Source organism: Faecalicoccus pleomorphus DSM 20574 (assembly GCF_000420345.1).
In the GTDB taxonomy this organism is placed as follows: Bacteria; Bacillota_I; Bacilli_A; order Erysipelotrichales; family Erysipelotrichaceae; genus Faecalicoccus; species Faecalicoccus pleomorphus.
The window spans coordinates 42,523-67,680 of record NZ_ATUT01000010.1; the positions used below are offsets into that span (position 1 = coordinate 42,523).

The following is a 25,158-nucleotide window of genomic DNA, read 5'->3' on the forward strand; positions in this document are numbered from 1 at the left end:
ATGGCGCAGAGCAGACAGACGATCTTAGCTCGTATCGCATCGGTCAAATCCACTAAAAAGATCACCAAGGCCATGCAGCTTGTGGCCAGCAGTAAACTGACAAAACAAAAGGATGCCATGGAGTCTAACCGCATTTATTCATCGGCTTTGTTTGAGATGATGTCTTTGGTCTTACAGTCTGGTGAAAAATCAATTTACATGCAGGAGAATCAAGATAAACCGGCTTATGTATTTGTGATTGCCTCAGATATGGGGCTTTGTGGTGCTTATAACACGAATGTTTTCCATATGATTCGCGATCATCTTTCCAGTGAAGATAAAATTGTCATGGTTGGAGGGCGTGGTATCGCATGGATGAATTCTAAAAATCGAAAGATGGAAAAAACTTTACAGGATTTGCATGAAGATAATGCCTATTCGGTTTTAGCAATGCAGATGGAAGAGGCATTGACCTTATTTGAAAAGAAAGAAATTTCCAAGATTCAAGTTTTATATACACAATATAAGAACACACTTTCTTTTGAACCGGTACTGGAAACGATTTTACCTATTCAGCCGGTCAAAAAAGAAGAGGAAAAGAAAATGCATGCCCAGCTGATCTATGAACCGGGAAAAGAGCAGATGCTGCAGGAATTGATTCCTATGGTGTGCAAATCATTATTGTTTTCGCATTTTTTGGAAGCACATACCAGTGAACAAGCTTCTCGCCGTATGGCAATGGAAAGTGCTACCGATAATGCGACAGAGTTAGAAACCAGTCTTGAGTTTAAATACAATCAGGCTCGACAAGCTTCGATTACCCAGGAAATCACGGAAATCGTTGGCGGAGCCAATGCGTTGTCATAAGGGAGGAAACTATGAGTACGAATATAGGAAAAGTTGTTCAGGTCATTGGGCCTGTTGTCGATATTCGATTTGATGAAGATAGCCTGCCGGATCTTTTGACGGCCATCGAAATCAAGCGTCCCGGACAAGACAGCTTGATTGTAGAAGTGGAGCAGGGCATCGGAGCCGATAGAGTTCGCTGCATTGCCATGGATTCCACCGATGGTTTAGTACGCGGTATGGATGCGTATAACACAGGAAAACCGATTCAGGCACCTGTTGGAGATGAGGTCTTAGGTCGTATGTTTAATGTCCTGGGGCGCCCCATTGACGGTTTAGGCGAGTTGGAAAATGTAAACCGTGAGCCTATTCATAAAAGCGCACCTCCGTTTGATCAACAAAGCACAAACAGCGTGCATTTGGAAACCGGTATTAAAGTTATCGATTTATTATGTCCTTATGAAAAAGGGGGTAAGATCGGTTTATTTGGCGGTGCCGGTGTCGGAAAGACCGTATTGATCCAGGAGCTGATACACAATATTGCCACAGAGCATGGTGGGAAATCCGTTGTTGTCGGTGTTGGTGAACGTACACGTGAAGGAAATGATATGTATCATGAAATGAAGGACAGCGGTGTTCTGGATAAAACGGTTTTGGTTTATGGACAGATGAATGAAAGTCCGGGAGCTCGTATGAGAGTAGCTCTTACCGGTCTGACGATGGCCGAGCATTTCCGTGATAAAGAACATCAGGATGTTTTATTGTTCATTGACAATATTTATCGTTTTACGCAGGCAGGAAGTGAAGTGAGTGCCTTGTTGGGGCGTGTGCCAAGTGCTGTAGGCTATCAGCCGACATTAGCTACGGAAATGGGGCAGCTGCAGGAGCGTATTACTTCTACCAATGAAGGATCTATTACTTCCGTACAGGCAATTTATGTACCGGCGGATGACTTGACAGACCCGGCGCCTGCGACCGCCTTTACACATTTGGATGCGATGACGGTATTAGACCGTGATATTGCCGCCTTAGGAATTTATCCGGCTGTCGATCCACTGGAATCGAATTCTCGAATCTTGGATCCATTAGTCGTTGGAGAAGAACACTATAAGGTAGCCCGTGGAGTGCAGAACATTTTACAACGATACAAAGATTTGCAGGATATCATTGCAATCTTAGGTATGGATGAGTTAAGTGAAGACGATAAAAAAATAGTGAATCGTGCGCGCCGTGTACGTAACTTCTTATCACAGCCGTTTAACGTTGCGGAAGTGTTCAGTGGTATTCCCGGAAAATATGTGCCTTTGGAAGATACCATTCGCTCTTTTAAACGAATTTTAGATGGAGAAGTGGATGATCTTCCGGAACAAGCCTTTATGTTTGCCGGTACGATCGAAGATGTCATTGAAAAGGCAAAACAGTTAGCTGGTGAGCAAGAATGATCCACTGCAAGATCGTAACCCCCTTGGGTGTGTATCGCGATGTGATGGTAAAAAATATTCATTGTACCAGTGTGGAAGGCGAAATGACGATTTTGCCAAATCACATGCCGGTTTTTATCAGTCTAAAATCAAGTCCATTAAAGTTTTTAAATGAATTTGATAAAAAGAAGGAATATGCCGTAGCCGGAGGTTTCCTTTACTTTGAAAACAATGAAGCTTTATTTTTAGTGGATGCGATCGAAGGAAAAGGCGATATCGATATCGAACGTGCTCGTCGTGCGTATCGTCGTGCTCGTGAACGTTTGGAAAAACGAGACAGTACAACGAATATGAAACGTGCCGAATTGGCTTTAGTACGAGCTATCAATCGAATCCATGTATATGACGACTAGAATTCTAGTCGTTTTTTTATTATACTAATCGTATGCTTACAACGATCTTATTAGATGTCGATAACACATTACTTGATTTTAATGCATGCGCTTTAGCTTCCATGAAAGATGCGTTTGCGTATTTTCACCTGCCTTTTTCAAAAGAAACGGTTTTTCCGGTGTTTTTAGAGATTAATTCCAAGCTTTGGACACAGATTGAAGATGGTGTTTTGACAAAGGAGCAGCATTACCAAATCCGTTGGAAAACAATTCTTCAGGCCCTTGGCATTCCTTTTGATGGGGTTACGCTTGAAAAGAAATTTGTCGAAGGTCTTCATGAATATGCGATCCCTGTAGAAGGAGCCAGAGAACTTTTAGAGTATTTAAAATCAAAGTATGTGATCTGTGCGGCTTCTAATGCGCCTTATGAACAACAGATTCATCGTTTACAGCTGTCAGGATTTTATCAGTATATGGACGCCTTTTATATTTCAGAGAAGATCGGGCATCAAAAACCATCGAAGCATTTTTTTATGCATTGTTTACATGAACAGGGAATTTCTAATGAACAGGCAATCGTGATCGGTGATTCTTTGCAGGCTGATATTCAGGGAGGTATCAATGCTAATATACAGACGATCTGGTTTAATCCATCGCATAAAACCGCTACAAATACGTGTAAACCAACATATGAAGTCGATCAATTAAAAAAAATTAAAAAAATTTTATAAAAAGTGTTGCAATCGTATAGGTATCGTGGTAATATAAATGAGCGCTGATGAGTAGCGTTCCTGATCTTAAAACTTGGAGAAGTACTCAAGTGGTTGAAGAGGTGCCCCTGCTAAGGGTATAGGTCGGGAAACTGGCGCGAGAGTTCAAATCTCTCCTTCTCCGCCATTTTATTGAATATCTAACTTTGGTCCAGTGGTGTAGTGGTTAACATGCCTCCCTGTCACGGAGGAGATCGTGGGTTCGAGTCCCATCTGGACCGCCATTTATTTTATGCAGGTGTAGTTCAATGGTAGAACTTCAGCCTTCCAAGCTGACTACGTGAGTTCGATTCTCATCACCTGCTCCACTTTGAATTTGACGAACTTCATCTTGAAGTTCGTTTTTTTTGTTTGTCAAAATCAAATTTTCTTTCGTTTTCATGATCTATCTGAATCGATTATTTTTATTATGAATGCTATATGTTGTTTTGAACAATTTGTTGTTTATAAATATGGTGTTTGAATCACTGGAGGATATTATCTTTAGTATGCTATTTTTGATGAACCATAAAAAGCTAAAAGAGATAATTTGAATTTTTATCGATAACTATTTACAATGACTTTATGATTATCAACGTAAGTGGAAGAACAGATATTGTAGCTTTTTATACACCATGGTTTTTAAATCGAATGAAAGAAGGATATTTTCTTGTCCGGAATCCTTTTGATCCCCATTCTATTTCACGCATTTATATTGAGAATATTGATTTGATCGTTTTTTGTACTAAGAATCCATTGCCGATTTTAGATTCTTTGCATACGCTACAAAAACCATTTCTTTTTCAAGTCACCTTTACGCCTTACCATAAAGACATTGAACCTTATGTACCAGATAAAAGACTGATTTTGAATGCCATTCGTAAGCTTTCAAAGCTTTCTAAAGAGTCTAAACCACTGGTTCGATATGATCCTATCTTATTAAACGCAAGATACGATGTGAAATATCACATAAAAGCTTTTGAAAAGATGTGCATGGAATTAGAGGGTTATGTGGATCGAATCATCGTGTCGTTTGTAGATGACTATAAAAATGTCAGAAAACATCAAATAGAATTACAAATCAAAGAGTTTACGGAAATAGATTACAAGTTGATCGGAACTTCTTTTTCTCAAATTGCCAAAGAACATGGTATGAGTGTTCAGACATGTTTTGAACAGCGAGATCTTTGTGAGTATGGCTTTCGTAAAGATGTGTGTATGTCAGTCGAAGAAGCTTTCTTGATTACCGGTAAAAAGTTTAAAAAATGGAAAGCTCGTGACTGCGGATGCGTTGAAATGGTCGATATCGGACAATACAATACGTGTCGACATTATTGTAAATACTGTTATGCCAATTTTGATGAAAAAAGAATTGAAGAAAATGTTCGATTACACGATCCAGAAAGCGCTTTGTTGATAGGGAATGTACAACCACAGGATCAAATTCGAGTGCGTAGAGGTTGATGTGGTTTAGTAAACCAAATTGTCCTCTATCTTTACTTCATCTTAAAAACTATACATTTGGAAGAATATCACATATTTCGAAGAGTAAAGGCCAGTTCAAAAATATTTAAAAAGTTATATGGCAATTTTTCCAAGCTAAAGTGAAAAAGTAAAAAATGTTCTTTACATTCGTCATTAAATTGGGTACAATAGACAAGCACATGGAAAGAATATCCAAGCGCATTTTATGGCGGTTGTGGTGAAGTGGTTAACACAGCGGATTGTGGCTCCGTCATTCGCGCGTTCGAATCGCGTCAGCCGCCCCATATGAAGAGTAAGCCTTTATGCAAAGGCTTTTTTTATTGCATGAAAAAATTTTGGGCAATTTGATGGATGGTTGTACCGGATTTTCTACAGAGCTGTGTAGCTAAAACCTAATGAGGATTTGTACATATGATTGAAAATGATTGTTTAATACGTATGATCTTTTCAATCTTTTTTTATAGGTTTATGCGTAAATGGATCAAAATATCAAAAAACTTCAAAACTTTTTAATAGTTTTCCAATTATTTTTCGTATTTATATAATATGAAGATCAAAGAATTAGAAACTAATTTAAGACCCCGAGAAAAAGCGTTAAGCTATGGGTTAGAATCTCTAAGTGATTTAGAGATTTTAGCATTGCTTCTACAAAGTGGAAGTAAGAATCGGAGTGTATTTGATTTGGCAAAGGATGTAATGTGTAAGTGTGATAACTTAGAAAAACTGTTTGATTTAAGAGTGGAGGATTTAATGGAAATAAAAGGAATCAAACACGTAAAAGCATTGCAGATTTTAACGGGCATTGAACTGTGTAAACGTGCCTTAAAGAAGAAAAATTATGGGGCCTCTATTTTGGAGCCTACAGATCTTGCGGCCTGGTTTCAAATGGAGATCGGTTTAAAGGATCAGGAGCATTTTGTAGCGGTATATTTAAATGCCAAAGGAAAAATCATCACACATAAGATTTTATATGTTGGTACATTGACGGAAAGCTGTGTGCATCCACGTGATATTTTTCATGATGCCTTTATCTATAAAGCACATTCTCTAATCATGGTCCACAATCATCCCAGTGGTGATATTACGCCAAGCCCGCAGGATATTGAATTCACAAAACGGATATATGAACTTGCACTTTTATCCGGCATACAACTTTTAGATCATGTGATCGTAGGGAACAAAGATTGGTTCTCCTTTAAACAACATCAATATCTCGATTGAATGATTGAGTGATTCCTATTATAATGGAAGATAGCTTGGGGGAACGCCATGAAACGATTTACACGTTTACAACGCATTTTACTAATTGCCAATATTGTTTTACTGGTGATTGGATGCGCAATGTTAGGATTAAGACAAAATGCGTTATCGAATATGGGATACAGCGCATGGACATATATTAAATATGGGTTGATTGACTATCCTTTAACTTCTTTGACCAATGTATTCAATGATTTGTCAAACTTATGGCATGTCTATGAAGATAACCAGTATTTAAATGAAGAGCTGGCTATGCAGAAAAGCTATAAGACATTGTATGAAGAGGAACGCAATCGAAATAAAGAGCTGGAAGAGCTGGCAGAATTGAATGGAACGCTGGAAGATGCGACAAAGATCACGGCACATGTTCTGGAAAGGGATACCGAAGCATGGGATCAGACAGTTACGATTTCGGCCGGTTCCTCGCAGGGTGTACAGGAAAATATGATCGTCTGTACATCACAGGGGGCTGTTGGATTGATTGAAGAGGTACAAAGTGCGACTTCAACCGTACGGCTTTTGACCAGTGAAGATTTAATCAATGATATCGCCATCAGCATTGCCTTGGAAGATGGAACGACCATTGAAGGTGTGCTGGAGCGCTATGATACAAGTCACAGAGCGTATCGTGTTTCCTTATTTGATAATGAGGCAACAGTTACACAGGGACAGGAGGTCTCGACCTCAGGAAGAGGCGGAAACTATCCGAGTGGTATTTATCTTGGACAAGTCAGTGATATGGAAACCAATGATGACGCAATCATTTCAACGATCTATGTCAAGCCTGTTTCGAATATCAGCAGTTTTAACTATGTTACGGTCATAGGAAGCGGGCGAGTGGAATGAAGCTAAGAACTAGTTTGATCTTTATTCTGATCTGTCTATTGATCGATGACTTTTTCGCCTTTGTATGGCCATCGGATTTCACTTATGCTCATATGAGCTTTATCAGTCATCTGGGATTCATGGCTTTGATGTTGCTGGTGGTATCGCAATCGTGGCTCACGCGCATCCTGTTATCGTTTCTGTGTGGCATCGTAACGGATTTCTTTTTTACACAAGGATTTCCACTGCATACGATTCTTTATACGTGTTTTGGTTATGTGTGTGGGCTTTTGTATCCCTGGATCAAAGATCGCCTGTTATATAGAACCTTATGGGTGTTTGTATTGATGCTTTTACAGGATATTGTTTGTTTCATTTTCTTTTCGTGGACAGGCACGCTTTCGATCCCATTTAAACAATGGCTTTATACTTTTGGTTTCTTTTCATGGATTCTTAACGGATTGTTATTGTTGGGACTGGAATATGTTTTGGGGGTCATGGATCGCTACACTATGATTCGCCAAAATCGAATCTTAAAAATGGAACGATCGCGCTATAAGAAATTGCGCTTTATGCGGAAATGAGTGTACTCATTTCTTCTTTTTTTTTATCGATGTGATACAATTAGTTCTGGAATGGTGATGTTATGAAAAAATTACTTTTATTAGATGGAAATTCAATGTTGTTTCGTGCTTATTATGCCACGTTATATTCCCACAGAATGACGACTTCCAACGGGATTCCCACCAATGCGATCTTTGGCTTTATCATGATGCTCAACAAGGCTATTGAAACGATTAAACCTGATGGAATCCTGGTCGCATGGGATGCTGGTAAGAAAACATTTCGTCATGACCAATTTGAAGCGTATAAAGGCACGCGTAAGCCAATCGACGAAGAACTGATCGTTCAATTTCCGATTGCACGTGAATTTTTGGATACGGCCGGTATTTGCCGCTTTGAGATCGAAGGCTATGAAGCCGATGATATTATCGGTTCGATGGCCAAAAGTCATCCGGAAGTACAGACTACGATTTTGACCAGTGACAGAGACTTGTTGCAGCTGGTGGATGATTCGACAAGCGTTCTGTTGATGAAAAAAGGAATAACGGATATGGAATTGATGGATGCGGCTCATTTTGAAGAAAAATATGGATTGCAGCCGCTTCAGATCATCGATTTAAAAGGATTGATGGGAGATTCCAGCGATAATATACCGGGTGTAGCTGGGGTCGGTGAGAAAACCGCAACCAAGCTACTTCAACAATACGCAAGTGTAGAAAATGTATATGCACATATTGATGAAATCAAAGGGAAACTGAAAGAAAAGCTGGAAAAGGATAAAGACAATGCGTTTATGTCCAAGGAGCTGGCAACGATTTATACGAATGTTAAACTTCCTTTTGAAATCGAACAAGTTTCTTTTGAGGGTTATAAAGAGTCTGTCAATGATTTTTATAAAAAGTATGAAATGCGCTCGTTGATGACAACGACACCGGTAGCTTCTAAAAGTGCGTGGCCGATCAAAAATGTAACTTCAATCGATCTGGATGAAGAAGATTTGTTGTTGATGCCGGTATGTACCAAGGAGAGCTTTTTGATCCAGAAGCTGTATGGTTTTATGATTCCGTACAAAGAAGAAATCCTCTATCTTCGCGTAGAGGATGCCTTAGAAGATGCTGGCTTTAAAAAACTTTTACAGCGAAAGGATCTGCATACATGGGATGTTAAAGAAACAAATCATCTATTAGACCGATATGGATTTACAACAGTTGACTTTAAAGAAGATCTTCATATCGCCTGCTTCCTTTTGCATTCACAGGCAACCGATCTTGATGCATTGGTATTAGCTTTACATATTCAACTGCCGGAAAGCTTTCATGATCTTTCCAAAAAACAAAAGAGTGTGGAAGCGTATGCCGAACAAAGAATGGTGCCGGTCATGCAGGTGTTTACGGAAGAGATTGCCAAGAAGGAAAAGTCGATTTTAGAAAAGCTGAAAGAAGATAATTTGATGGAGCTTTATGAAAATATTGAAAAGCCGCTGATTCCGATTTTATACCATATGGAAAATGAGGGGATCGATATTGATGAGCGTACACTGGATGAGATCGGGCAGGCTACTTCTTTGAAGATGAAAGAACTTTCCAACGAAATTTATGGATATGCCGATAAGATCTTTAATATCAATTCACCAAAACAGTTAGCTTCGGTCTTGTACGATGATTTAGGCTTAAAGGGTGGAGGACGTAAGCGAAGCACCAGTGCAGAAGTGTTGGAAAAACTGCGTGGCGTTCATCCAATTATTGAAAGTTTGTTGGACTATCGGAAGTTTTCCAAGATCATGTCCACCTACATTGAGGGGTTGAAGAAACACATCCAACCGGATCAAAAGATCCATACGACATTTAATCAAACCATGACACAGACAGGACGTCTTTCCAGCAGTGATCCTAACCTGCAAAATATCAGTGTCCGTGATGAAGAAGGACGCGAGATTCGTAAGGCATTTGTGGCTAAGGAAGGGCATGTTCTGTTGTCGGCAGACTATTCTCAGATCGAGTTGAGGATGTTGGCGCATATGGCCAATGAAACTCATATGATTCAGGCATTTCAGGAGGATGTCGATATTCACAATAAGACAGCTACTTTGATCTTTCACTGTCAAAGCGATGAAGTCGATAGCGGTATGCGTCGTATTGCCAAGACGGTCAACTTTGGTATCGTATATGGACAGACCGCTTTCGGGCTTTCTACACAATTAAAGATTTCACGAAAAGAAGCCACCGAATTTATGGATTCCTATTTTGCCAGTTATCCCAACATTCATCAGTTTATGAATACGTTGATTGAACAATGTAAAGAAAACGGATATGTAGAAACCTTATTCCATCGTCGGCGTATGATTCCGGAAATTAACGATAAAAACTTTATGACAAGAGAATTTGGGAAACGAGCTGCGATGAATGCACCGATTCAGGGAAGTGCTGCGGATTTGATCAAGATTGCCATGATTCGTGTGAATGAAGCTATGAAAAAGGCCAATGTGAAATCAAAAATGCTTTTACAGATTCACGATGAATTGATTTTTGAAGTTCCGGAAGAAGAATTAGATCAGATGAAAGCACTTGTCAAGGAAGCCATGGAGAATGCGATGGAGCTGAGAGTTCCTTTAAAGGCCAGTATTCAAGCTGGTAAAACATGGTACGAGGCTAAGTAAATGCCGGAAGCACCTGAAGTACAAACTGTGATTTCCACGTTGGAAGTACAGATTCACGATTTGCAAATCGAAGAAGTGCAGGTCGTATATCCTAAGATCGTGGAACATACAACGCCGGAAGCCTTTATCAAACAGCTTACCGGCCAGCATTTTCGAAAATTTTTTCGCTGGGGGAAATATCTTCTATTTGTCCTGGATGACTATGATCTGGTAGTACATTTACGCATGGAAGGTAAGTTTTATTTGTTGAAGCAGCCTTCACAGGATAAGCACGTTCACATTCGTTTTCGTCTAAGCGATGGAAGATGGATGTGCTATCATGATACACGTAAGTTTGGCCGTATGCAGGTGTACACTCACAATAATGATCCATTTGCCCATCCTTGTTTTGAAAAGCTGGGTTATGATGTTCTGGATCCACGATTGGATGGAGCGTATCTGTATCAGAAAATACATCCGTTAAAAAAGAATTTAAAATCGTGCCTGCTGGATCAAAGCATTGTAGCCGGCATCGGTAATATCTATGCCGATGAAATTTGTTTTGCGTGTGGTTTGGATCCACGTTCCCGCAGTGCAAGAATTTCTAAAAAAGATTGCGAAAATCTGGCATTTCATACAAAAAGGATCATGAAAGGGGCGATGAAAGCCGGAGGAACGACCATTCGCAGCTATACATCCAGTCTTGGTGTTACCGGATTGTTTCAGTTAAAGTTAAAAGTACATGCACAGGCCGGCAAGCCTTGTCCAAACTGTCAGACAACTATACGAAAGATCACCGTATCGCAAAGGGGGACGTATTTATGCCCAAAATGTCAAAAAAGAAAATAATTGCCATTACCGGAAGCATGGGATCGGGGAAATCCATGGTATCGTCCATGTTAAAAGAGAATTTCCCGGTTTTAGATGTCGATCAAGTCAATAGACAGCTGATTGAAAAAGGAAACAAGGGATATCGGCAATTAGTAAAAGAAATGAAGATTCCTTTGGATGAAAAAAAGAACATTGATAAACCGGCATTTGCGCAACGCATGTTTACAGATAAAGCTTATAAACAAAAAGTGGAGTCAATCTTACATCCACTGATCGTGGAAAGTATGCAAGAATGGATCGAACAACAGGAAAATACATTAGTTTTTGTAGAAGTTCCTTTATTGTTTGAATCGCATATGGAAGATCTTTTTGATGAGATCTGGTGTGTTGTCTGTGATGAGGAAGTGGCTTTACAAAGACTGGAAACAAAACGACATATTACCAGAGAAAATGCCAAAGCGCGCTTAGCCTGTCAGTATTCTCCGATCATCAAGATGCAGCAAAGTGATGTGGTCCTTTATAACAATGGCACTTTGGAGCAGCTAAGAGAACAAGTCAAGCTCCATTTAGAAAGGAGCCTTGCATGAGTCGAGAAACCTGTCGCATCCAAATGCCTTTTTCACTTTCAGAACAACAAAGAGATTCGCTGCATCTGTTGTATGGATCTTTGATCGGAAAAGAAGCACAGTGCCTGTACGATGTTTTTTCCACGTTATCTAAAAAAGAACAACTCTATGATTTACAAGATGTACAGAAGATCGTTCATTTAAGTCCAACAAGGTTTGAATATGCTCGTAAGCAGCTGGAACAATATAATCTCTTACAGACATATCGGGAGACGATCAAAGCTGAATACTTATTCATTTTACAGCCGCCCAAAGAGCCGCAGCTCTTTTTGCAGCATGATATTTATTCAAGAATCTTTTTGGAAAAAGAAGGTTCTTCACAGTTAGATCGTATGAAGCTTTTCTTTTCGAAAGAATGTTTGTGTACGAAAACCATGGTCAACATCAGTGAACCTTTAGATGTATCGATTTTAGAAAACTGGACTTCTAAAAAGGAAGAAGCGTTAGATAAAACACAGATTCATATTCCTTCCAATACAACTTATCCCTTTGACTTTAATGTGTTGTTCAAAGGTATGGAACGCGTGATACCACAACGTCTTCGCACAAGACAAAATTTGGAGCGTATCTATGATTTAGCGCGTATCTTTGGCATTGATGAAAAAAACATGCGGCGCTATTTGTCTTTAAGCATTGATCCACAAAAAACAAAGATCGATTTTGAAGGGTTGAGAAACAAGGTAATCGCTGCACAAGATCTTCCTATACATTCGCAGGATCCTTATACACTTTCACCGATTGCCTATCTGCAACAAAAACAAAACGGTATGCCGGTTGCCAGAGCGGACAAGCTTTTATTGGAGAAGATGATGGTAGATTATCGCTTGCCGGCAGAGGTCATCAATGTGCTGATCGACTATGCTTTAAAGGCGACCGATCAAAAGTTCAGTCGATCCTTTGTGGAAAAAGTGGCCAGCTCCTGGGCACGTTTAAAGATCGATACCAAAGAAAAAGCGATGGAACAAACCATCAGCTATAAAAACACAAAAGTAGAAAACGTACCGGAATGGTATGCGGATACAAAACAGACAGAGCCGGATGAAGAATTAAAGGCAAGAATTGCCCGTCTGCAAGAGAAATTGGGAGAAACAAACCATGGAGAGAATTAAAGTAGCATCAAAGATTGCAGAAGATCTATATAAACCGTTGTTGGAAGATGCACGCATCCTTCATTTTTTAAAACAACATCAAAAGGATATCGACTTTTTAAAAAAGCACGCTTCTGATTTTTTTATGTGGCAGGAAACATTGGATAAATGTAAACACTGTCAGGGATTGTTTCAATGTAGTCAACCGTTACGGGGAAAAGTCAAAACATTGGAATTTGATGAAAGCGGATATTTAATTCAAAATTTTGTTTCCTGCAAATACAAGAAGAAGGATGAAAAGAAACACGAACATGAAAGAAATTATCGACTCAGCCATTTAAGCTATCAAGAATTAGAAATTGATTTAAAAGGCATGACAGAGCATCAAAGCATGGAATATTTAATGGTTTATGAAAAAATGCTGGAGTCAATAGAGAGTGATAAAGGTGTATTCCTTCATGGACAGCCTGGGGTTGGCAAGACCTATCTTTGTATCGGCATGGCCAATTATTATGCTCAGAATCAAAAGAGCGTTTCCTTTGTGAAAATGCCACAGTTTATCAGTGAATTAAAACAAGCGATGTATGATAATGACTTTCGGCAAAAACAGATGAATGCGTTGAAGTTTTCTGACATCGTGTTCTTAGATGATATCGGTGCCGAGGCTTTAAGTGCCTGGACAAGAGATGAGATCTTACTGCCAATCCTGGAATATCGGATGAATCATAAAAAGAAGACGTATTTTACCAGTAACTATGCTTTAGAGGAACTTTTGAATCAATATATCATTCGGGGAGAACCAAACTCTAAGGTCAGTGCTTTACGAATTCTGGAAAGAATCAAAAGTTTGGCAGTGATTTGTAAATTATCTGGGGAATCCAGACGTTAATTCTTTTCAAATGCTTACATTTGGAGTAAAATAGACATAGCAAAACATAAAGGAGGAAATTGAAATTATGTTAGTATCTGCTACTGAAATGATCAACAAGGCGCATGAAGGACATTATGCGATCGGTGCCTTTAACATCAACAACCTTGAATGGACAAAAGCGATTCTGGCAGCTGCTGAAGAAGTAAAATCACCAGTTATGTTGGGTGTTTCTGAAGGTGCTGCAAAATATATGTGCGGATTCAAGACTGTTGTTGCAATGGTTAAAGAAATCCACGATTATATGGGAATTACTGTTCCTGTAGCAATCCATTTGGATCATGGAACTTACGAAGGAGCTAAAGCTGCTATTGAAGCTGGATTCACTTCTGTAATGTTTGATGGTTCTCACTATGATTTCGAAGAAAACTTGGCTAAATCAAAAGAAATGATCGAATTAGCTCATTCAAAAGGATTGTCTATCGAATGTGAAGTTGGTGGAATTGGTGGTGAAGAAGACGGTGTCGTTTCTGCCGGTGAATTAGCTGATCCTGAAGAATGTAAGATCATTGCCGAATTAGGTGTAGATTTCTTAGCTGCCGGTATCGGTAACATCCATGGAAAATACCCTGCAAACTGGGCTGGTTTGAGCTTTGATCGTTTAGCTGAAATCCAGGCTTCTACAAACGGTAAACCATTAGTATTACACGGTGGTTCTGGTATCCCTCGTGAACAAGTTAAGAAAGCCATTGATTTAGGTGTTTCTAAAGTTAACGTAAATACAGAATGCCAGCTTGTATTTGCAGATGCTACTCGTAAATACATCGAAGCCGGAAAAGATCAGGAAGGAAAAGGTTACGATCCACGTAAACTGTTGAAACCAGGAGCTGATGCCATCACTGAATTAGTAAAAGAAATGATGACAAACTTCTTCGGTTCTGCTGGAAAAGCTGAATAATTCAAAACCTTATAGAGTCGGATGCGTCCGGCTCTTTTTCTTTTTCCTCCTTGTAATTTCATAAACATTTCTTTAGAATAAAAAGGAACACTTGAAATGAACACAGTTTTGTGTATGATATATAAGCATGTCTAGGAGGTAAGGTATGGAGGAAATAATCAAGATCGAAGGGGGCCATCCTTTACGGGGGACAGTACGAATCAGTGGTTCTAAGAATTCAACGGTGGCATTAATTCCTGCCTGTGTTTTAGCCAACGAACCAGTAACGATTTATGGTGTTCCTAACATCAGTGATGTGGAATCCTTAAAAGTCTTGTTAGAAGAATTAGATGTAGATGTAAAACAGTGTGATGAAGAAACACTTTATATAGATCCAAGTCAAATGAACAATAAGCCTATGGTATCACAGGCTGTTAGTAAGCTTAGAGCCAGCTATTATTTTATGGGGGCTTTATTAGGAAAGTTCGGTCATGTAGAGATCAAAATGCCGGGTGGATGTTATTTGGGGCCTCGTCCTATTGATTTGCACTTAAAAGGCTTTGAAGCTTTAGGGGCTACTGTACAATATACAAAAGGTTGTTATATTCTGGATGCCAAGGAACTGGTAGGAACGAATATCTTTTTGGATATCAGTTCTGTAGGGGCAACAATCAATATCATGATGGCAGCTGTCTATGCCAAAGGACGAACAGTTATTGAAAATGCGGCCAGAGAACCGGAAATCATTGATATTGCTACGCTTTTAAATAAAATGGGGGCACGTATTCATGGTATGGGTACCAGTACGCTGACCATTGATGGGGTAGAACGATTGGGTGGTTGCATGCATGAGATCATTCCGGATCGTATTGAAGCCAGTACCTATCTGATCATCGCAGCAGCTATGGCCGATACCATGCGTATTGAAAATATAATTCCACAGCATGTGGAAGCTATCACAATGAAGCTGAAGGAAATCGGTATTCAAATGAAGGTAGAGTCGGATGCAATCGAAGTGTATAAGACAGAAGGACCTTTAAAGCCAACTGATATTCTGACAAAACCATATCCAGGTTTTGCCACGGATGTTCAGCAGCCTTTTACGGCACTTTTGACACGTGCTCAGGGACAATCGGTCGTAACGGAAACCATCTATACAGAGCGTTTCAAGCATTGTTATGAACTGAATAAAATGGGAGCGGATATTGATGTTCGTGTGCCAAGTTCCTTTATCAATGGAAATACGCCTTTAACTGGAACCAGTGTTACGGCAACCGATCTTCGCTGTGGAGCTTGTCTTGTGATTGCCGCTTTGATGGCAGAAGGCGTAACGGAAATTCATGACGTCTATCATATCGATCGAGGATATGAGGATCTGGATGGAAAATTAAAATCGTTAGGCGCTGTGCTTTGGCGAGAAGAAGTTGAATAGACTGCAATTGATTTTGCGGTCTTTTTTCTTTATCATAAAAGTATGATCAAAGTTGCCTTGTTAGAGTATGAAAAAGAATCTATGGAAGTTGTTTTTTCCCTGGCGAAAGTTTTTGATACGCTGGATTGGACATTTCGTGTCTTTACAAAAGCCTCGGAACTGGCAAAACGCATGAAGGTGGAGGATTATCAAATCTTTGTCTTTGATGAGGTATTTAAGACACCTCGTTTGGAAAGTGTATTTGTGCATGATCATCCCAGTGCTTTGTTTATCTATCTGTGTAAAAATGTATTGGCGGTAAAGGGAAATGATCAAAGAAACCGTGTCTTATATATCGATAAGGCAAAGATTCGTCAGCAGATTGAAAATGAAAGAGAACTGCTTCTTTCACAATATCACCAAAGTGAATTCTATGAATTGAACTACGATGGAATCCATGTTCGATTGCCTTATCAGGATATTTATTATCTGGATAAAATGGAAAAGATGATTTATTTTCATACGCGAAAAGGGGAATTTCATGAGCGAGCTAATATGGCTGATTTAGAAGAACGTCTGGCTGATTTTGGATTTCTACGCGTACATGTGTCCTATCTTGTGAATGCCAAATACATCGTAGGTTGGTTTAAGGATGAAGTAGAACTTAGTAATGGTGATAAGGTGCCGCTTTCCAGAGCACAAAAAAAGAAGATTTTGGCTAAACAAAGGTCAAAAAAGACAATATGATAACCAAGATGGACAGAGTGCTTGTGATCGTTTGAAAATCATATATACTGTAAGTGAACAAAGGAAATAGAAGTAAGCGAAAGGTTTCCTTTCTAAATGAGACGATAGAGAGCGGTGGGAAGATGACAATAGTTTAATCGTCGGAAATTGATTTTTCCGGCAAAGCACGAAACTATGGAGAGAAGACTCCAAAGGGTATGTCGGAGCAATCCGAAAAAAACATTCCGTAAAACTTGGTGAATGCGTGGATGAAAGATTGGCAGGCTGGTAAGGCTGTCAGGTGATGGATTTCACAGATAAAACCATCTTTGCATATCATGAAGCTGTCATCTAATCCTACATAAAAAGAGCACAGACACCGGAATATTGGAGTAATCGGAAAATGCTGTGGAAAATACGTTATGTGGGTAACATCTCAATAGATGAATTTATACAACAACTGAATTTGTAAGGCAAGACTTGTGGTCTTGCCTTCTTTTGGTATAGATGAAAACTGAAATGAAAAAATGGTCAAAACAGATGCAATTTTTAAAGAAATCTGTCATAGTATAGACAAGGAGGAAATACTAATGAAAAAATATGTATGTGATGTATGTGGATGGGAATATGATGAATCCGTAGGTATTCCTGAACAAGGTATTGCACCGGGTACAAAGTTTGAAGATCTTCCTGAAGATTTTGTTTGTCCATTGTGCGGTGTAGGAAAAGATCAGTTCAGTCCAGTTGAGTAATACATGAAATAAGAATCTTCGGATTCTTATTTTTTTGGTTTGAATTATGTGATTTTTTTTAACTGTGGTATATTATATACATAAATAGAAAAGTTGAGGATCTTGTATGAAACTATTAGCTACGGATTATGATGGAACTTTAAAATACGCAAAACATATTATGCCTGAGGATCTACAGGCCATTCAGGATTGGAAAAAGGCCGGCAACCTGTTTGTTTTATGTACGGGTCGATCAATGGAATCTATCGAGGCCCAGGCCAAACAATATGATTTACCGGTCGATTATTATATTACAAACAATGGCGGTATGGTTTTTGATCGTGAAGGACATGAGTTACTTTCCTATTATTTAGATATTGTGACGGCCGTCGATATTATTTATGCGGCTAAGCAGGAAGAAGGAGTAGCCAGTGTTGTGATCAATGATGGAGTACATCGCCATAAAATGACAATTGATGAAAGCATTACAGATCGTCGCTATCCGAACATGCAAAGTGATATGAGTGTGGATGATTTGATCAATACACAAAAAATCGCTCAGATCGTTATTTCTATGTCTGAACAAAATCTGGCGGTTACATTGGCAGAAAACATCAATATGTTCTTTGGTGAAATTGTAGTGGCCTATGCCAATAACTTTGTAGTGGATGTTGTTCCTAAAGGAGTTTCCAAGGCAACCGGTTTGGAATTTGTCGTGGAATATACGAATACAAACGAAGAAGATGTTTATACTATCGGTGATTCCTACAATGACATTCCGCTAATGACGTATGGATATCATGGCGCCTGTATGGAAATGGCGGATGAAGCGGTTAAAGAAAATGCGAACGTTTTCTATGAATCGGTAGGCTCTATGATTCATACGATTTTAAAATAAAACGTATAAGGGGGTAAGGAAATGAATATAACGCTCAGCGATATTTCATTGCTCCTGCGGCTGATCTTGGATATTCTTGTTGTCTGGGCATTGATTTACTATGCATTACGTATCGTGCGTAATAACACACGAACGATTCAGATCACAAAGGGAATCTTGTTTATCATTATCGTACAAGGGCTTTCTACATTACTGGGATTAAATGCATTAAGCTTTCTGATCAGTATCTTTGTGAACTGGGGCGTTGTTGTCATCGTGATCATTTTTCAGCCGGAAATACGTGCCATGTTGGAAAAGTTTGGTAAATCGTCTTCCATCTTAGGTGCCAATGTTTCCAAGGAAGAGCAGATCAATATGATCGAAGAACTGGTTCGTGCCTGTGAGCAGATGTCAAAGACCAAGACGGGTGCTTTGATTTCCATTCAGCGAAATTCATCGATGGAAGATTATGTACATACAGGGATCGAAATGGATTCGGTTGTATCAAGCGAGCTTTTGGGTACGATCTTTCAGTATGGGACACCCATGCATGATGGAGCGGTAATCATCATTGGAAACAAGATTGCCTGTGCGGCAGCTTATTTTCCGCCTACGACAAAAGATCTTCCCAGCAAGTATGGGGCCAGACATCGTGCGGCGGTAGGTATCAGTGAAATCACGGATTCTATTACGATTATTGTCAGTGAAGAAACTGGTAATATCTCGGTAGCCATGAACGGTCAGCTGACACAATATAAACCAGAGGGACTTTCTCGTCTTTTGCGCAATTTGCTTGTGCCGGATACAGAAAAACCAACAAGTAGTCCATTGTTCAGGCCAATCATCGATACGGCTAAAAGTCTGGGGTTCAATCGTTCACGCAGACAAAGTGAGACGCGTAAACAACAGAATGTGGATGAAAGAATCCAGCCACTGGAAATTGTCGATCTCACAAGGCAGGGGGTGAATACGCATGGCAAAGCCAAATAAGGATAACTCCTCTGCAGGTTTTTTGGATCGTTTTTTGGAAGTGCTGTATTCTTTCTTTCGACGTTTTAATAAATTATTTGATCGTGTTGTTTTCAATAAAGCAGGTTCTTTGATCATTTCTTTGATTGCTTCTCTGGTGATTTGTATCGCCATTGATTATCAAGATATTCGTATCGAACTGTTTAATGATACGACAACGGTTGTCGATCTGGGAAATGTGAATACAGAGATCAATTTAGATCAGAATAAGTATGAGGTCAGTGGTATTCCTTCCAGTGTGCAGGTAACGCTATCTGGTGAGGAAACCGATATAGAAGTGTATCAGAAACAACATCCGAATTTGACGGTAAAAGCGGATTTAAGCCAGTATAAAGAAGGAAGCTATATCATCGATTTGGCACTGGAGGATCTTCCATCGACCATTCAGGCTTCCATATCACCGGAAACCGTGACTGCTACGATCACATCTAAGCGTACACGTGTCTTTAGTGTAGCACCGGAAATCTTGATCGGAGCCGGACAAAAGGCATCGGATTTCAAGACACCGACTTTAGCAGTCAACAGTGTTACGATTCGTGCTACAGCGGATGAATTGAATGCGATTCGATTTGTACGTGCTATCGTGGATGTCAGTGGATTTACCAGTGGAAATTCTGCGAAGGTCAATGCCAATGTTGTAGCGTATGATGCGGATGGTAACCGTGTACAAGTGGAAATCGATCCGACAACGATTGAAGCTACGGTTGAAAGAGAAGATACAGAATAGGAGTATAGAATTATGGGAAAATATTTTGGTACCGATGGCGTGCGGGGACGTGCCAATGAGGGATTGACACTGGATATGGCCATTCAGATTGGTCAGTATCTGGGAATGTATTATGGAAAAGAAAAACATGCTCGTATCCTGATTGGAAAAGATACACGATTAAGTGGTGATATGTTTGAACTGGGACTGGCTGCCGGTGCTACATCGATGGGAGCACAGGTGTATTTATTAGGGGTATGTCCTACACCGGCTGTAAGCTATTTGATTCAAAAAGAGCGCTTTGACTGCGGTATCATGGTATCGGCCAGTCACAATCCTTATTATGATAATGGAATCAAGGTCTTCAATCATAACGGGGAGAAGATGGAAGAAGATGTGCTTTTACAGATCGAAGATTATATCGATGGCAAAAGCACTTTGACTTTAAATACCGGAGATAAGATCGGAGAATACTTTGAATGGCAGGATGGCCTGGAAATTTATATGTCCTGGTTAAAGGAAATCGTGCCGGTCGATTTAAGTGGCTTTAAGATTGCGGTCGATAATGCCAATGGTTCCGCCACCAGTACCGCGATTGAAACTTTAGATTCTTTAGGTGCAACCGTAGAAGCTATCTCCAATTCACCAAATGGAATCAATATCAATAAAAACTGTGGCTCTACACATCCTGAAAAGCTACAGCAGATGGTCAAAGAGGGCGACTATGATATTGGTTTGGCTTTTGATGGCGATGCCGATCGTTTGATAGCGGTCAATGCCAAAGGTGAGCTTGTCGATGGAGACTACATTCTATACATCTGTTCAAGATATATGAAATCGGTCAACCGCTTGAATAAAAACATGTGTGTAACGACCGTTATGGCCAATTTAGGGTTGTATAAGGCCCTGGATGCCAATAAGATCGATTATGTACAAACACCGGTCGGTGATAAATATGTGTTTGAAGAAATGCAGAAAAACGATTACTATCTGGGTGGAGAACAAAGTGGACATATCATTTTCTATGAAAATGCGGTTACAGGGGATGGCTTATTAACGGCATTGAAGCTTTTAGAAATCATGAAGAATACCGGAAAATCGCTAGAAGAGCTTTCGGAAGGATTGTTTATTTATCCACAGCTTTTAAAAAATGTTAAAGTAAACGATAAAGAAGCGGCTTTAAAAGATGAAGCCTTGTGGAAGGTCATTAAAGAAGTGGAAGACGAATTAAAGGATGAAGGACGTATTTTAGTTCGTCCAAGTGGTACAGAGCCATTGGTTCGTGTCATGGTGGAGGCAAAGACAGATGAACTTTGCCAACTGTATGTACAGCGTGTCGTTGATTTTATAGAGGAAAGTCAGTATTAAGGAGGGAGCTAATGAAGCGAGTAATCTGTGTGGTTGAAGATGAAAAAGATCTAAACAACCTGGTTGCGCAATATTTACGCAAGGAAGGCTACGAAGTACGTTCTTACTATACGTATGAAGAAGCCAGTGCTCACGTTCAGGATGATGATGTGCATTTGTGGATTCTGGATATCATGTTGGATGATAAATCTGGTTTTGATCTGATTGAAGAGATCCGTCTGCAGGGACCGGAAACACCGGTCATCTTTATGTCGGCTCGTGATAAAGAATTTGACCGCATCATCGGTTTAGAAAAAGGTTGTGATGACTATATCACAAAGCCATTTTCACCTAAAGAAATGGTGCTTCGTGTCAACAACATTATCAAACGTGCCTATAAGGATGACAATAACCGTATTGCGGTAGATGGATATGAATTGGATGAAGAACAACGTAAGATCTATGCGGATAATGTCGAAATTGAACTGACTACAAAAGAATTTGATCTTTTGATGATGTTTATCAAGAACAAAGGCATTGCCTTTTCAAGAGATAAGATTCTGGAAAATGTATGGGATGAAAACTATTTTGGAAGTGACCGTGTTGTCGATGATACGTTGCGTCGTCTGCGAAAAAAACTGCCGAATTTAAATATCCATACGATCTATGGATACGGATATCGTTTAGGATAAATCCATGTTTTCTCAATTTTTTAAAAAGCTTTCTTTAACACAGCAGGTCTTATTAATGATACTGCTGTTTATCAGTTTTTTTGCGACGTTTTTCTTCTTTTATCTCAGCAATAATATTGACAATATGATTGCCAATCAGATGTACACGACCATGTCCAGTCGCCAGCAACCTATCGTTTCTTTACTGAAGTCGAATTTATTAGGTGCTGGGGATGCCTATGATGCGATTTATAAAGCGCTGTCCAGTGATAACATACAAACCAACTGTATTGTTTCCAAAGACAGCAAAAGCAACGAAATGCAGATCACGATTTTAAATCCGGATAATGCGGGAAATGTGGATCAGAGCTTATATCATTACTTGATTGACCAATCCACCGCCATGGTGGCTAAAGATGACGAAGATATGCAAGGCATGATATCCAATCAAGGTATACAGTATTATTATCGTCTGCAGCAGGTGCAGACCGCCAACGGTGTAATTGTTTTGGTGAGTTTCATGGATGATGCATATCCACAAAGTATACGAAATACTTTGGTTGAATCCACGGTTTATGGTACGATTCTGGCATTTTGTATCTTTATCATCATCATGATGATCTGGGTTTTCTCGATTATTCATCCTTTGAATCAGATCAAATCGTATATTGCGCAGGTGAAACAGGGAAAAGAAGTGGAACTGCATTTGAATCGAGATGATGAGATCGGAGAAGTGGCCAAAGAACTGGTCAATATGAAGGATGAGCTGCAAAAGCAGGAAAAAGTGAAAGAAGAAATGATTCATAACATCTCTCATGATTTAAAAACACCGATTGCCACGATCAAATCATATTCCGAATCCATTAAGGATGGTGTATATCCGTATGGAACCTTGGAAAAAAGTATCGATGTGATCTTAGATAATGCCAATCGATTGGAAGCAAAAGTACATAACTTATTGTATTTGAATCGTATTGAGTATTTGATCACCAGTGATGCCGAAGGTGTTGTGACCAATATGAAAGAGGTCGTGGAAGAAGTCGTATTAAATTCAGCGGTGATTCGTCCGGAAATTCGCATTATCACTGATGTGGAAGAAGTCTTCTTTGACGGACTTTTGGAATCCTGGCGTGTTTGTATTGAAAATATTATGGAAAACGCATTCCGTTATGCTAAAAGCTATATACAGATTACGGTTCGGGAAAATGATTTACAGATATCCAACGACGGACCAAAGATGCCGGAGGATCGCATTGATGCCCTTTTCAGACCTTATGAAAAAGGGGAAGGCGGCCGTTTCGGCTTGGGACTTTCCATTGTATCCCGCGTTGTCAAAGCTAATAAATATCATGTAAAAGGCTTTAATACAGAGGATGGTGTATGTTTTAGGATTTACAGAGATGTCCCAAAGCCAAAGAAAAAGCCTAATGATCGAAAAGGTTGGCGTGACAACAAAGCACATGAAAATAAAAAAGAACAGGAATCTAAAGATAATAAGGAGGATCTGACATGAGAGTAGGAACAATCGGATCTGGTGTGATCGTGGATCGCATGATCGATGCGATGAATCAGACAAAGGATGTAGAAGTGGTTGCCGTATATTCTCGAACAAAAGAGAAAGCGGAAGCCTATGCGCAAAAACATCAGATTGAAAAATCGTATCATGACCTGGAAGAAATGCTTCAGGATACCACCATTGATACAATTTATGTCGCCAGTCCCAACAGCCTTCATTTTGAACAGTCAAAAAGAGCACTGCAGGCAGGGAAGCATGTCATCTGTGAAAAACCATTTACACCTACACTGCATGAAGCACAGGAGCTTTTTGATCTGGCAGATCAGAACAATCGTTATATTTTTGAAGCAATTACAACGATTCATCTTCCAAACTATCAGATCGTAAAAGAGCATTTAAAAGATACCGGAAAAGTACAGCTGGTTCAATGTAACTTTTCACAGTTTTCGTCACGCTATGATAAATATAAGAATCATCAGGTAACCAACGTATTTGACCCGGCTTTTAATGGTGGAGCTTTAATGGATATCAATGTATATTGCCTTCATTTTGTAACCGGTCTTTTTGGGAAACCGGACTCAATAGAGTATAACGCAAATCAAGGTTTTAATGGTATCGATACCAGCGGCATTGCGATTCTTCGTTATCCGGATAAGCTGGCCATTTGTGTAGGTGCAAAAGATAGCAGTTCACCAAACCAAGTCTTTATTCAGGGAGATCAGGGAACGATTCGTGTCTATGGTTCGAGCTGTGGTGTTTGTAAACATGTACAGTTTTTACCTCTAAAAGGTGATATGATCGGCAAGGAAGACCAAGAAACAACAATGGAATTAGGCATTGATCAGCTTCCGCATATGATTTATGAGTGTCAGGTCTTTGAAAACATCATTCAAAATAATGATAAAAAAGAATATCAAAGACTTTGTGAACAGACAAAGTTAGTTGTTTCTTTGATTGAAGAAGCACATTTACAATTACAAGGGTGAGAAATCACTCTTTTTTTATAACTACATATGATTGTTGGCTAATATATGTTGGTAAGCATAGTTGAAGTCTTATAAAGTGAATAGGAAGATTCAGATAAATCAAATTCTAAAAGTGAGTTCTAAATAATTAGGACTCACTTACTGTTTTTAAAAGAATTTTAACAGTTTTCTCTTTTTCATACGTATTTAATAGTGTAGAGAAAAGGAGGAAACTCAAATGGAAGACAAAAAAGAATTAAAAGAGATCATGCGGGAAACAAAACGACTGTATGATGAACAGTGTAAAAAGATCCTGTCGTATAAACAGATTCTGGCCTATATTTTTAAGGAATGTCTGGAAGAATATAAAGATCTTTCCCTGGAAAAGATACAGGAGCTGCTGGATGAGGAACAAAGTCATGACAAGATGATCAGCAAAAATGTGGAGAATCAAAGTATCAGGGGAAGTATGATCCGCTATGATCTTCTCTATAAGATCAAAAATCCACAAAACAACAATTCTATGTGGATCGATATCGAACCACAGGGAATGGATCCCGGTACCAATGATCTGTTTCATCGAGGCTTTTATTACGCCACAAGAATGGTAGCCCGACAAAGAAACGATCCGGAAGGTTTTGAAGAAGATGACTTTGACAACCTTCAGAAGGTA

The 25,158-nt window shown here is 39.4% G+C and carries 24 protein-coding genes, 4 tRNA genes and 1 pseudogene; all 29 read left to right on the plus strand.

What is annotated here, in order from left to right; all coding sequences use genetic code 11:
• Nucleotides 1-846, plus strand: coding sequence for an ATP synthase F1 subunit gamma (gene atpG, locus G413_RS0105815; RefSeq protein WP_022789987.1), 846 nt, complete (start codon nucleotides 1-3; stop codon nucleotides 844-846).
• An 11-nt stretch (nucleotides 847-857) separates the two neighbouring features.
• Nucleotides 858-2,267, plus strand: coding sequence for a F0F1 ATP synthase subunit beta (gene atpD / locus G413_RS0105820; RefSeq protein ID WP_022789988.1), 1,410 nt, complete (start codon nucleotides 858-860; stop codon nucleotides 2,265-2,267).
• A complete protein-coding gene (gene atpC / locus G413_RS0105825; RefSeq protein WP_022789989.1) occupies nucleotides 2,264-2,659 on the plus strand; it encodes an ATP synthase F1 subunit epsilon in 396 nt (131 codons plus the stop codon). The genes atpD and atpC overlap by 4 nt, the downstream gene beginning before the upstream one ends.
• 32 nt (nucleotides 2,660-2,691) lie before the next feature.
• Complete coding sequence (locus G413_RS0105830) at nucleotides 2,692-3,369, plus strand: YjjG family noncanonical pyrimidine nucleotidase (RefSeq protein WP_022789990.1); 678 nt, start codon at nucleotides 2,692-2,694, stop codon at nucleotides 3,367-3,369.
• A 75-nt stretch (nucleotides 3,370-3,444) separates the two neighbouring features.
• A tRNA-Ser gene (locus G413_RS0105835) sits at nucleotides 3,445-3,535 on the plus strand.
• 21 nt (nucleotides 3,536-3,556) lie between these two features.
• Nucleotides 3,557-3,632 (plus strand) — tRNA-Asp (locus G413_RS0105840).
• A 10-nt stretch (nucleotides 3,633-3,642) separates the two neighbouring features.
• A tRNA-Gly gene (locus G413_RS0105845) sits at nucleotides 3,643-3,716 on the plus strand.
• Nucleotides 3,717-3,972: 256 nt separating this feature from the next.
• Nucleotides 3,973-4,851, plus strand: a complete 879-nt coding sequence (locus G413_RS0105850; RefSeq protein WP_022789991.1) for a DUF1848 domain-containing protein — start codon at nucleotides 3,973-3,975, stop codon at nucleotides 4,849-4,851.
• A 229-nt stretch (nucleotides 4,852-5,080) separates the two neighbouring features.
• Nucleotides 5,081-5,156 (plus strand) — tRNA-His (locus G413_RS0105855).
• Between the two features lie 262 nt (nucleotides 5,157-5,418).
• Entirely contained in the window at nucleotides 5,419-6,093 is a 675-nt protein-coding gene (radC, locus tag G413_RS0105860; protein ID WP_022789992.1) for a RadC family protein, read from the plus strand.
• 48 nt (nucleotides 6,094-6,141) lie between these two features.
• Nucleotides 6,142-6,978 (plus strand): rod shape-determining protein MreC, encoded by an 837-nt coding sequence (gene mreC / locus G413_RS0105865; RefSeq protein ID WP_022789993.1) that lies wholly within the window; start codon nucleotides 6,142-6,144, stop codon nucleotides 6,976-6,978.
• Nucleotides 6,975-7,541, plus strand: coding sequence for a rod shape-determining protein MreD (gene mreD, locus G413_RS0105870; RefSeq protein WP_022789994.1), 567 nt, complete (start codon nucleotides 6,975-6,977; stop codon nucleotides 7,539-7,541). Before mreC ends, mreD begins: the two co-directional genes overlap by 4 nt.
• A 62-nt stretch (nucleotides 7,542-7,603) precedes the next feature.
• On the plus strand, nucleotides 7,604-10,177 hold the full coding sequence (gene polA, locus G413_RS0105875) for a DNA polymerase I (RefSeq protein ID WP_022789995.1): 2,574 nt from the start codon (nucleotides 7,604-7,606) through the stop codon (nucleotides 10,175-10,177).
• A complete protein-coding gene (gene mutM, locus G413_RS0105880; protein WP_022789996.1) occupies nucleotides 10,178-11,005 on the plus strand; it encodes a bifunctional DNA-formamidopyrimidine glycosylase/DNA-(apurinic or apyrimidinic site) lyase in 828 nt (275 codons plus the stop codon).
• Nucleotides 10,978-11,574, plus strand: a complete 597-nt coding sequence (gene coaE / locus G413_RS0105885) for a dephospho-CoA kinase (protein ID WP_022789997.1) — start codon at nucleotides 10,978-10,980, stop codon at nucleotides 11,572-11,574. Before mutM ends, coaE begins: the two co-directional genes overlap by 28 nt.
• Nucleotides 11,571-12,722, plus strand: coding sequence for a DnaD domain protein (locus G413_RS0105890; protein WP_022789998.1), 1,152 nt, complete (start codon nucleotides 11,571-11,573; stop codon nucleotides 12,720-12,722). Before coaE ends, G413_RS0105890 begins: the two co-directional genes overlap by 4 nt.
• Nucleotides 12,709-13,590: an ATP-binding protein gene (locus G413_RS0105895; RefSeq protein ID WP_022789999.1), complete on the plus strand. Its 882-nt coding sequence runs from the start codon at nucleotides 12,709-12,711 to the stop codon at nucleotides 13,588-13,590. Before G413_RS0105890 ends, G413_RS0105895 begins: the two co-directional genes overlap by 14 nt.
• A gap of 64 nt (nucleotides 13,591-13,654) precedes the next feature.
• Entirely contained in the window at nucleotides 13,655-14,527 is an 873-nt protein-coding gene (fba, locus tag G413_RS0105900) for a class II fructose-1,6-bisphosphate aldolase (RefSeq protein ID WP_027969080.1), read from the plus strand.
• A 145-nt stretch (nucleotides 14,528-14,672) separates the two neighbouring features.
• Nucleotides 14,673-15,938 (plus strand): UDP-N-acetylglucosamine 1-carboxyvinyltransferase, encoded by a 1,266-nt coding sequence (locus tag G413_RS0105905; protein WP_022790001.1) that lies wholly within the window; start codon nucleotides 14,673-14,675, stop codon nucleotides 15,936-15,938.
• A gap of 42 nt (nucleotides 15,939-15,980) precedes the next feature.
• Nucleotides 15,981-16,664, plus strand: coding sequence for a LytR/AlgR family response regulator transcription factor (locus G413_RS0105910; RefSeq protein ID WP_022790002.1), 684 nt, complete (start codon nucleotides 15,981-15,983; stop codon nucleotides 16,662-16,664).
• A gap of 569 nt (nucleotides 16,665-17,233) precedes the next feature.
• Nucleotides 17,234-17,395 carry a rubredoxin gene (rd, locus tag G413_RS11935; protein ID WP_022790003.1) on the plus strand — a complete coding sequence of 54 codons (162 nt, stop codon included), beginning with the start codon at nucleotides 17,234-17,236 and terminating at the stop codon, nucleotides 17,393-17,395.
• Between the two features lie 106 nt (nucleotides 17,396-17,501).
• On the plus strand, nucleotides 17,502-18,272 hold the full coding sequence (locus G413_RS0105920; protein WP_022790004.1) for an HAD-IIB family hydrolase: 771 nt from the start codon (nucleotides 17,502-17,504) through the stop codon (nucleotides 18,270-18,272).
• 21 nt (nucleotides 18,273-18,293) lie between these two features.
• A complete protein-coding gene (gene cdaA / locus G413_RS0105925; RefSeq protein WP_027969081.1) occupies nucleotides 18,294-19,241 on the plus strand; it encodes a diadenylate cyclase CdaA in 948 nt (315 codons plus the stop codon).
• Nucleotides 19,225-20,007, plus strand: coding sequence for a CdaR family protein (locus tag G413_RS0105930; RefSeq protein WP_027969082.1), 783 nt, complete (start codon nucleotides 19,225-19,227; stop codon nucleotides 20,005-20,007). The genes cdaA and G413_RS0105930 overlap by 17 nt, the downstream gene beginning before the upstream one ends.
• 12 nt (nucleotides 20,008-20,019) lie before the next feature.
• On the plus strand, nucleotides 20,020-21,354 hold the full coding sequence (gene glmM, locus G413_RS0105935; RefSeq protein WP_022790005.1) for a phosphoglucosamine mutase: 1,335 nt from the start codon (nucleotides 20,020-20,022) through the stop codon (nucleotides 21,352-21,354).
• Between the two features lie 11 nt (nucleotides 21,355-21,365).
• The gene (locus tag G413_RS0105940; RefSeq protein ID WP_022790006.1) at nucleotides 21,366-22,025 is read left to right on the plus strand and encodes a response regulator transcription factor; all 660 of its coding nucleotides are present in this window, start codon (nucleotides 21,366-21,368) and stop codon (nucleotides 22,023-22,025) included.
• 4 nt (nucleotides 22,026-22,029) lie between these two features.
• Complete coding sequence (locus G413_RS11075) at nucleotides 22,030-23,517, plus strand: HAMP domain-containing sensor histidine kinase (protein ID WP_022790007.1); 1,488 nt, start codon at nucleotides 22,030-22,032, stop codon at nucleotides 23,515-23,517.
• The gene (locus G413_RS0105950; protein WP_022790008.1) at nucleotides 23,514-24,506 is read left to right on the plus strand and encodes a Gfo/Idh/MocA family protein; all 993 of its coding nucleotides are present in this window, start codon (nucleotides 23,514-23,516) and stop codon (nucleotides 24,504-24,506) included. Before G413_RS11075 ends, G413_RS0105950 begins: the two co-directional genes overlap by 4 nt.
• Before the next feature lie 217 nt (nucleotides 24,507-24,723).
• A pseudogene (locus G413_RS0105955) lies at nucleotides 24,724-25,158 on the plus strand (hypothetical protein); the annotation flags it as partial.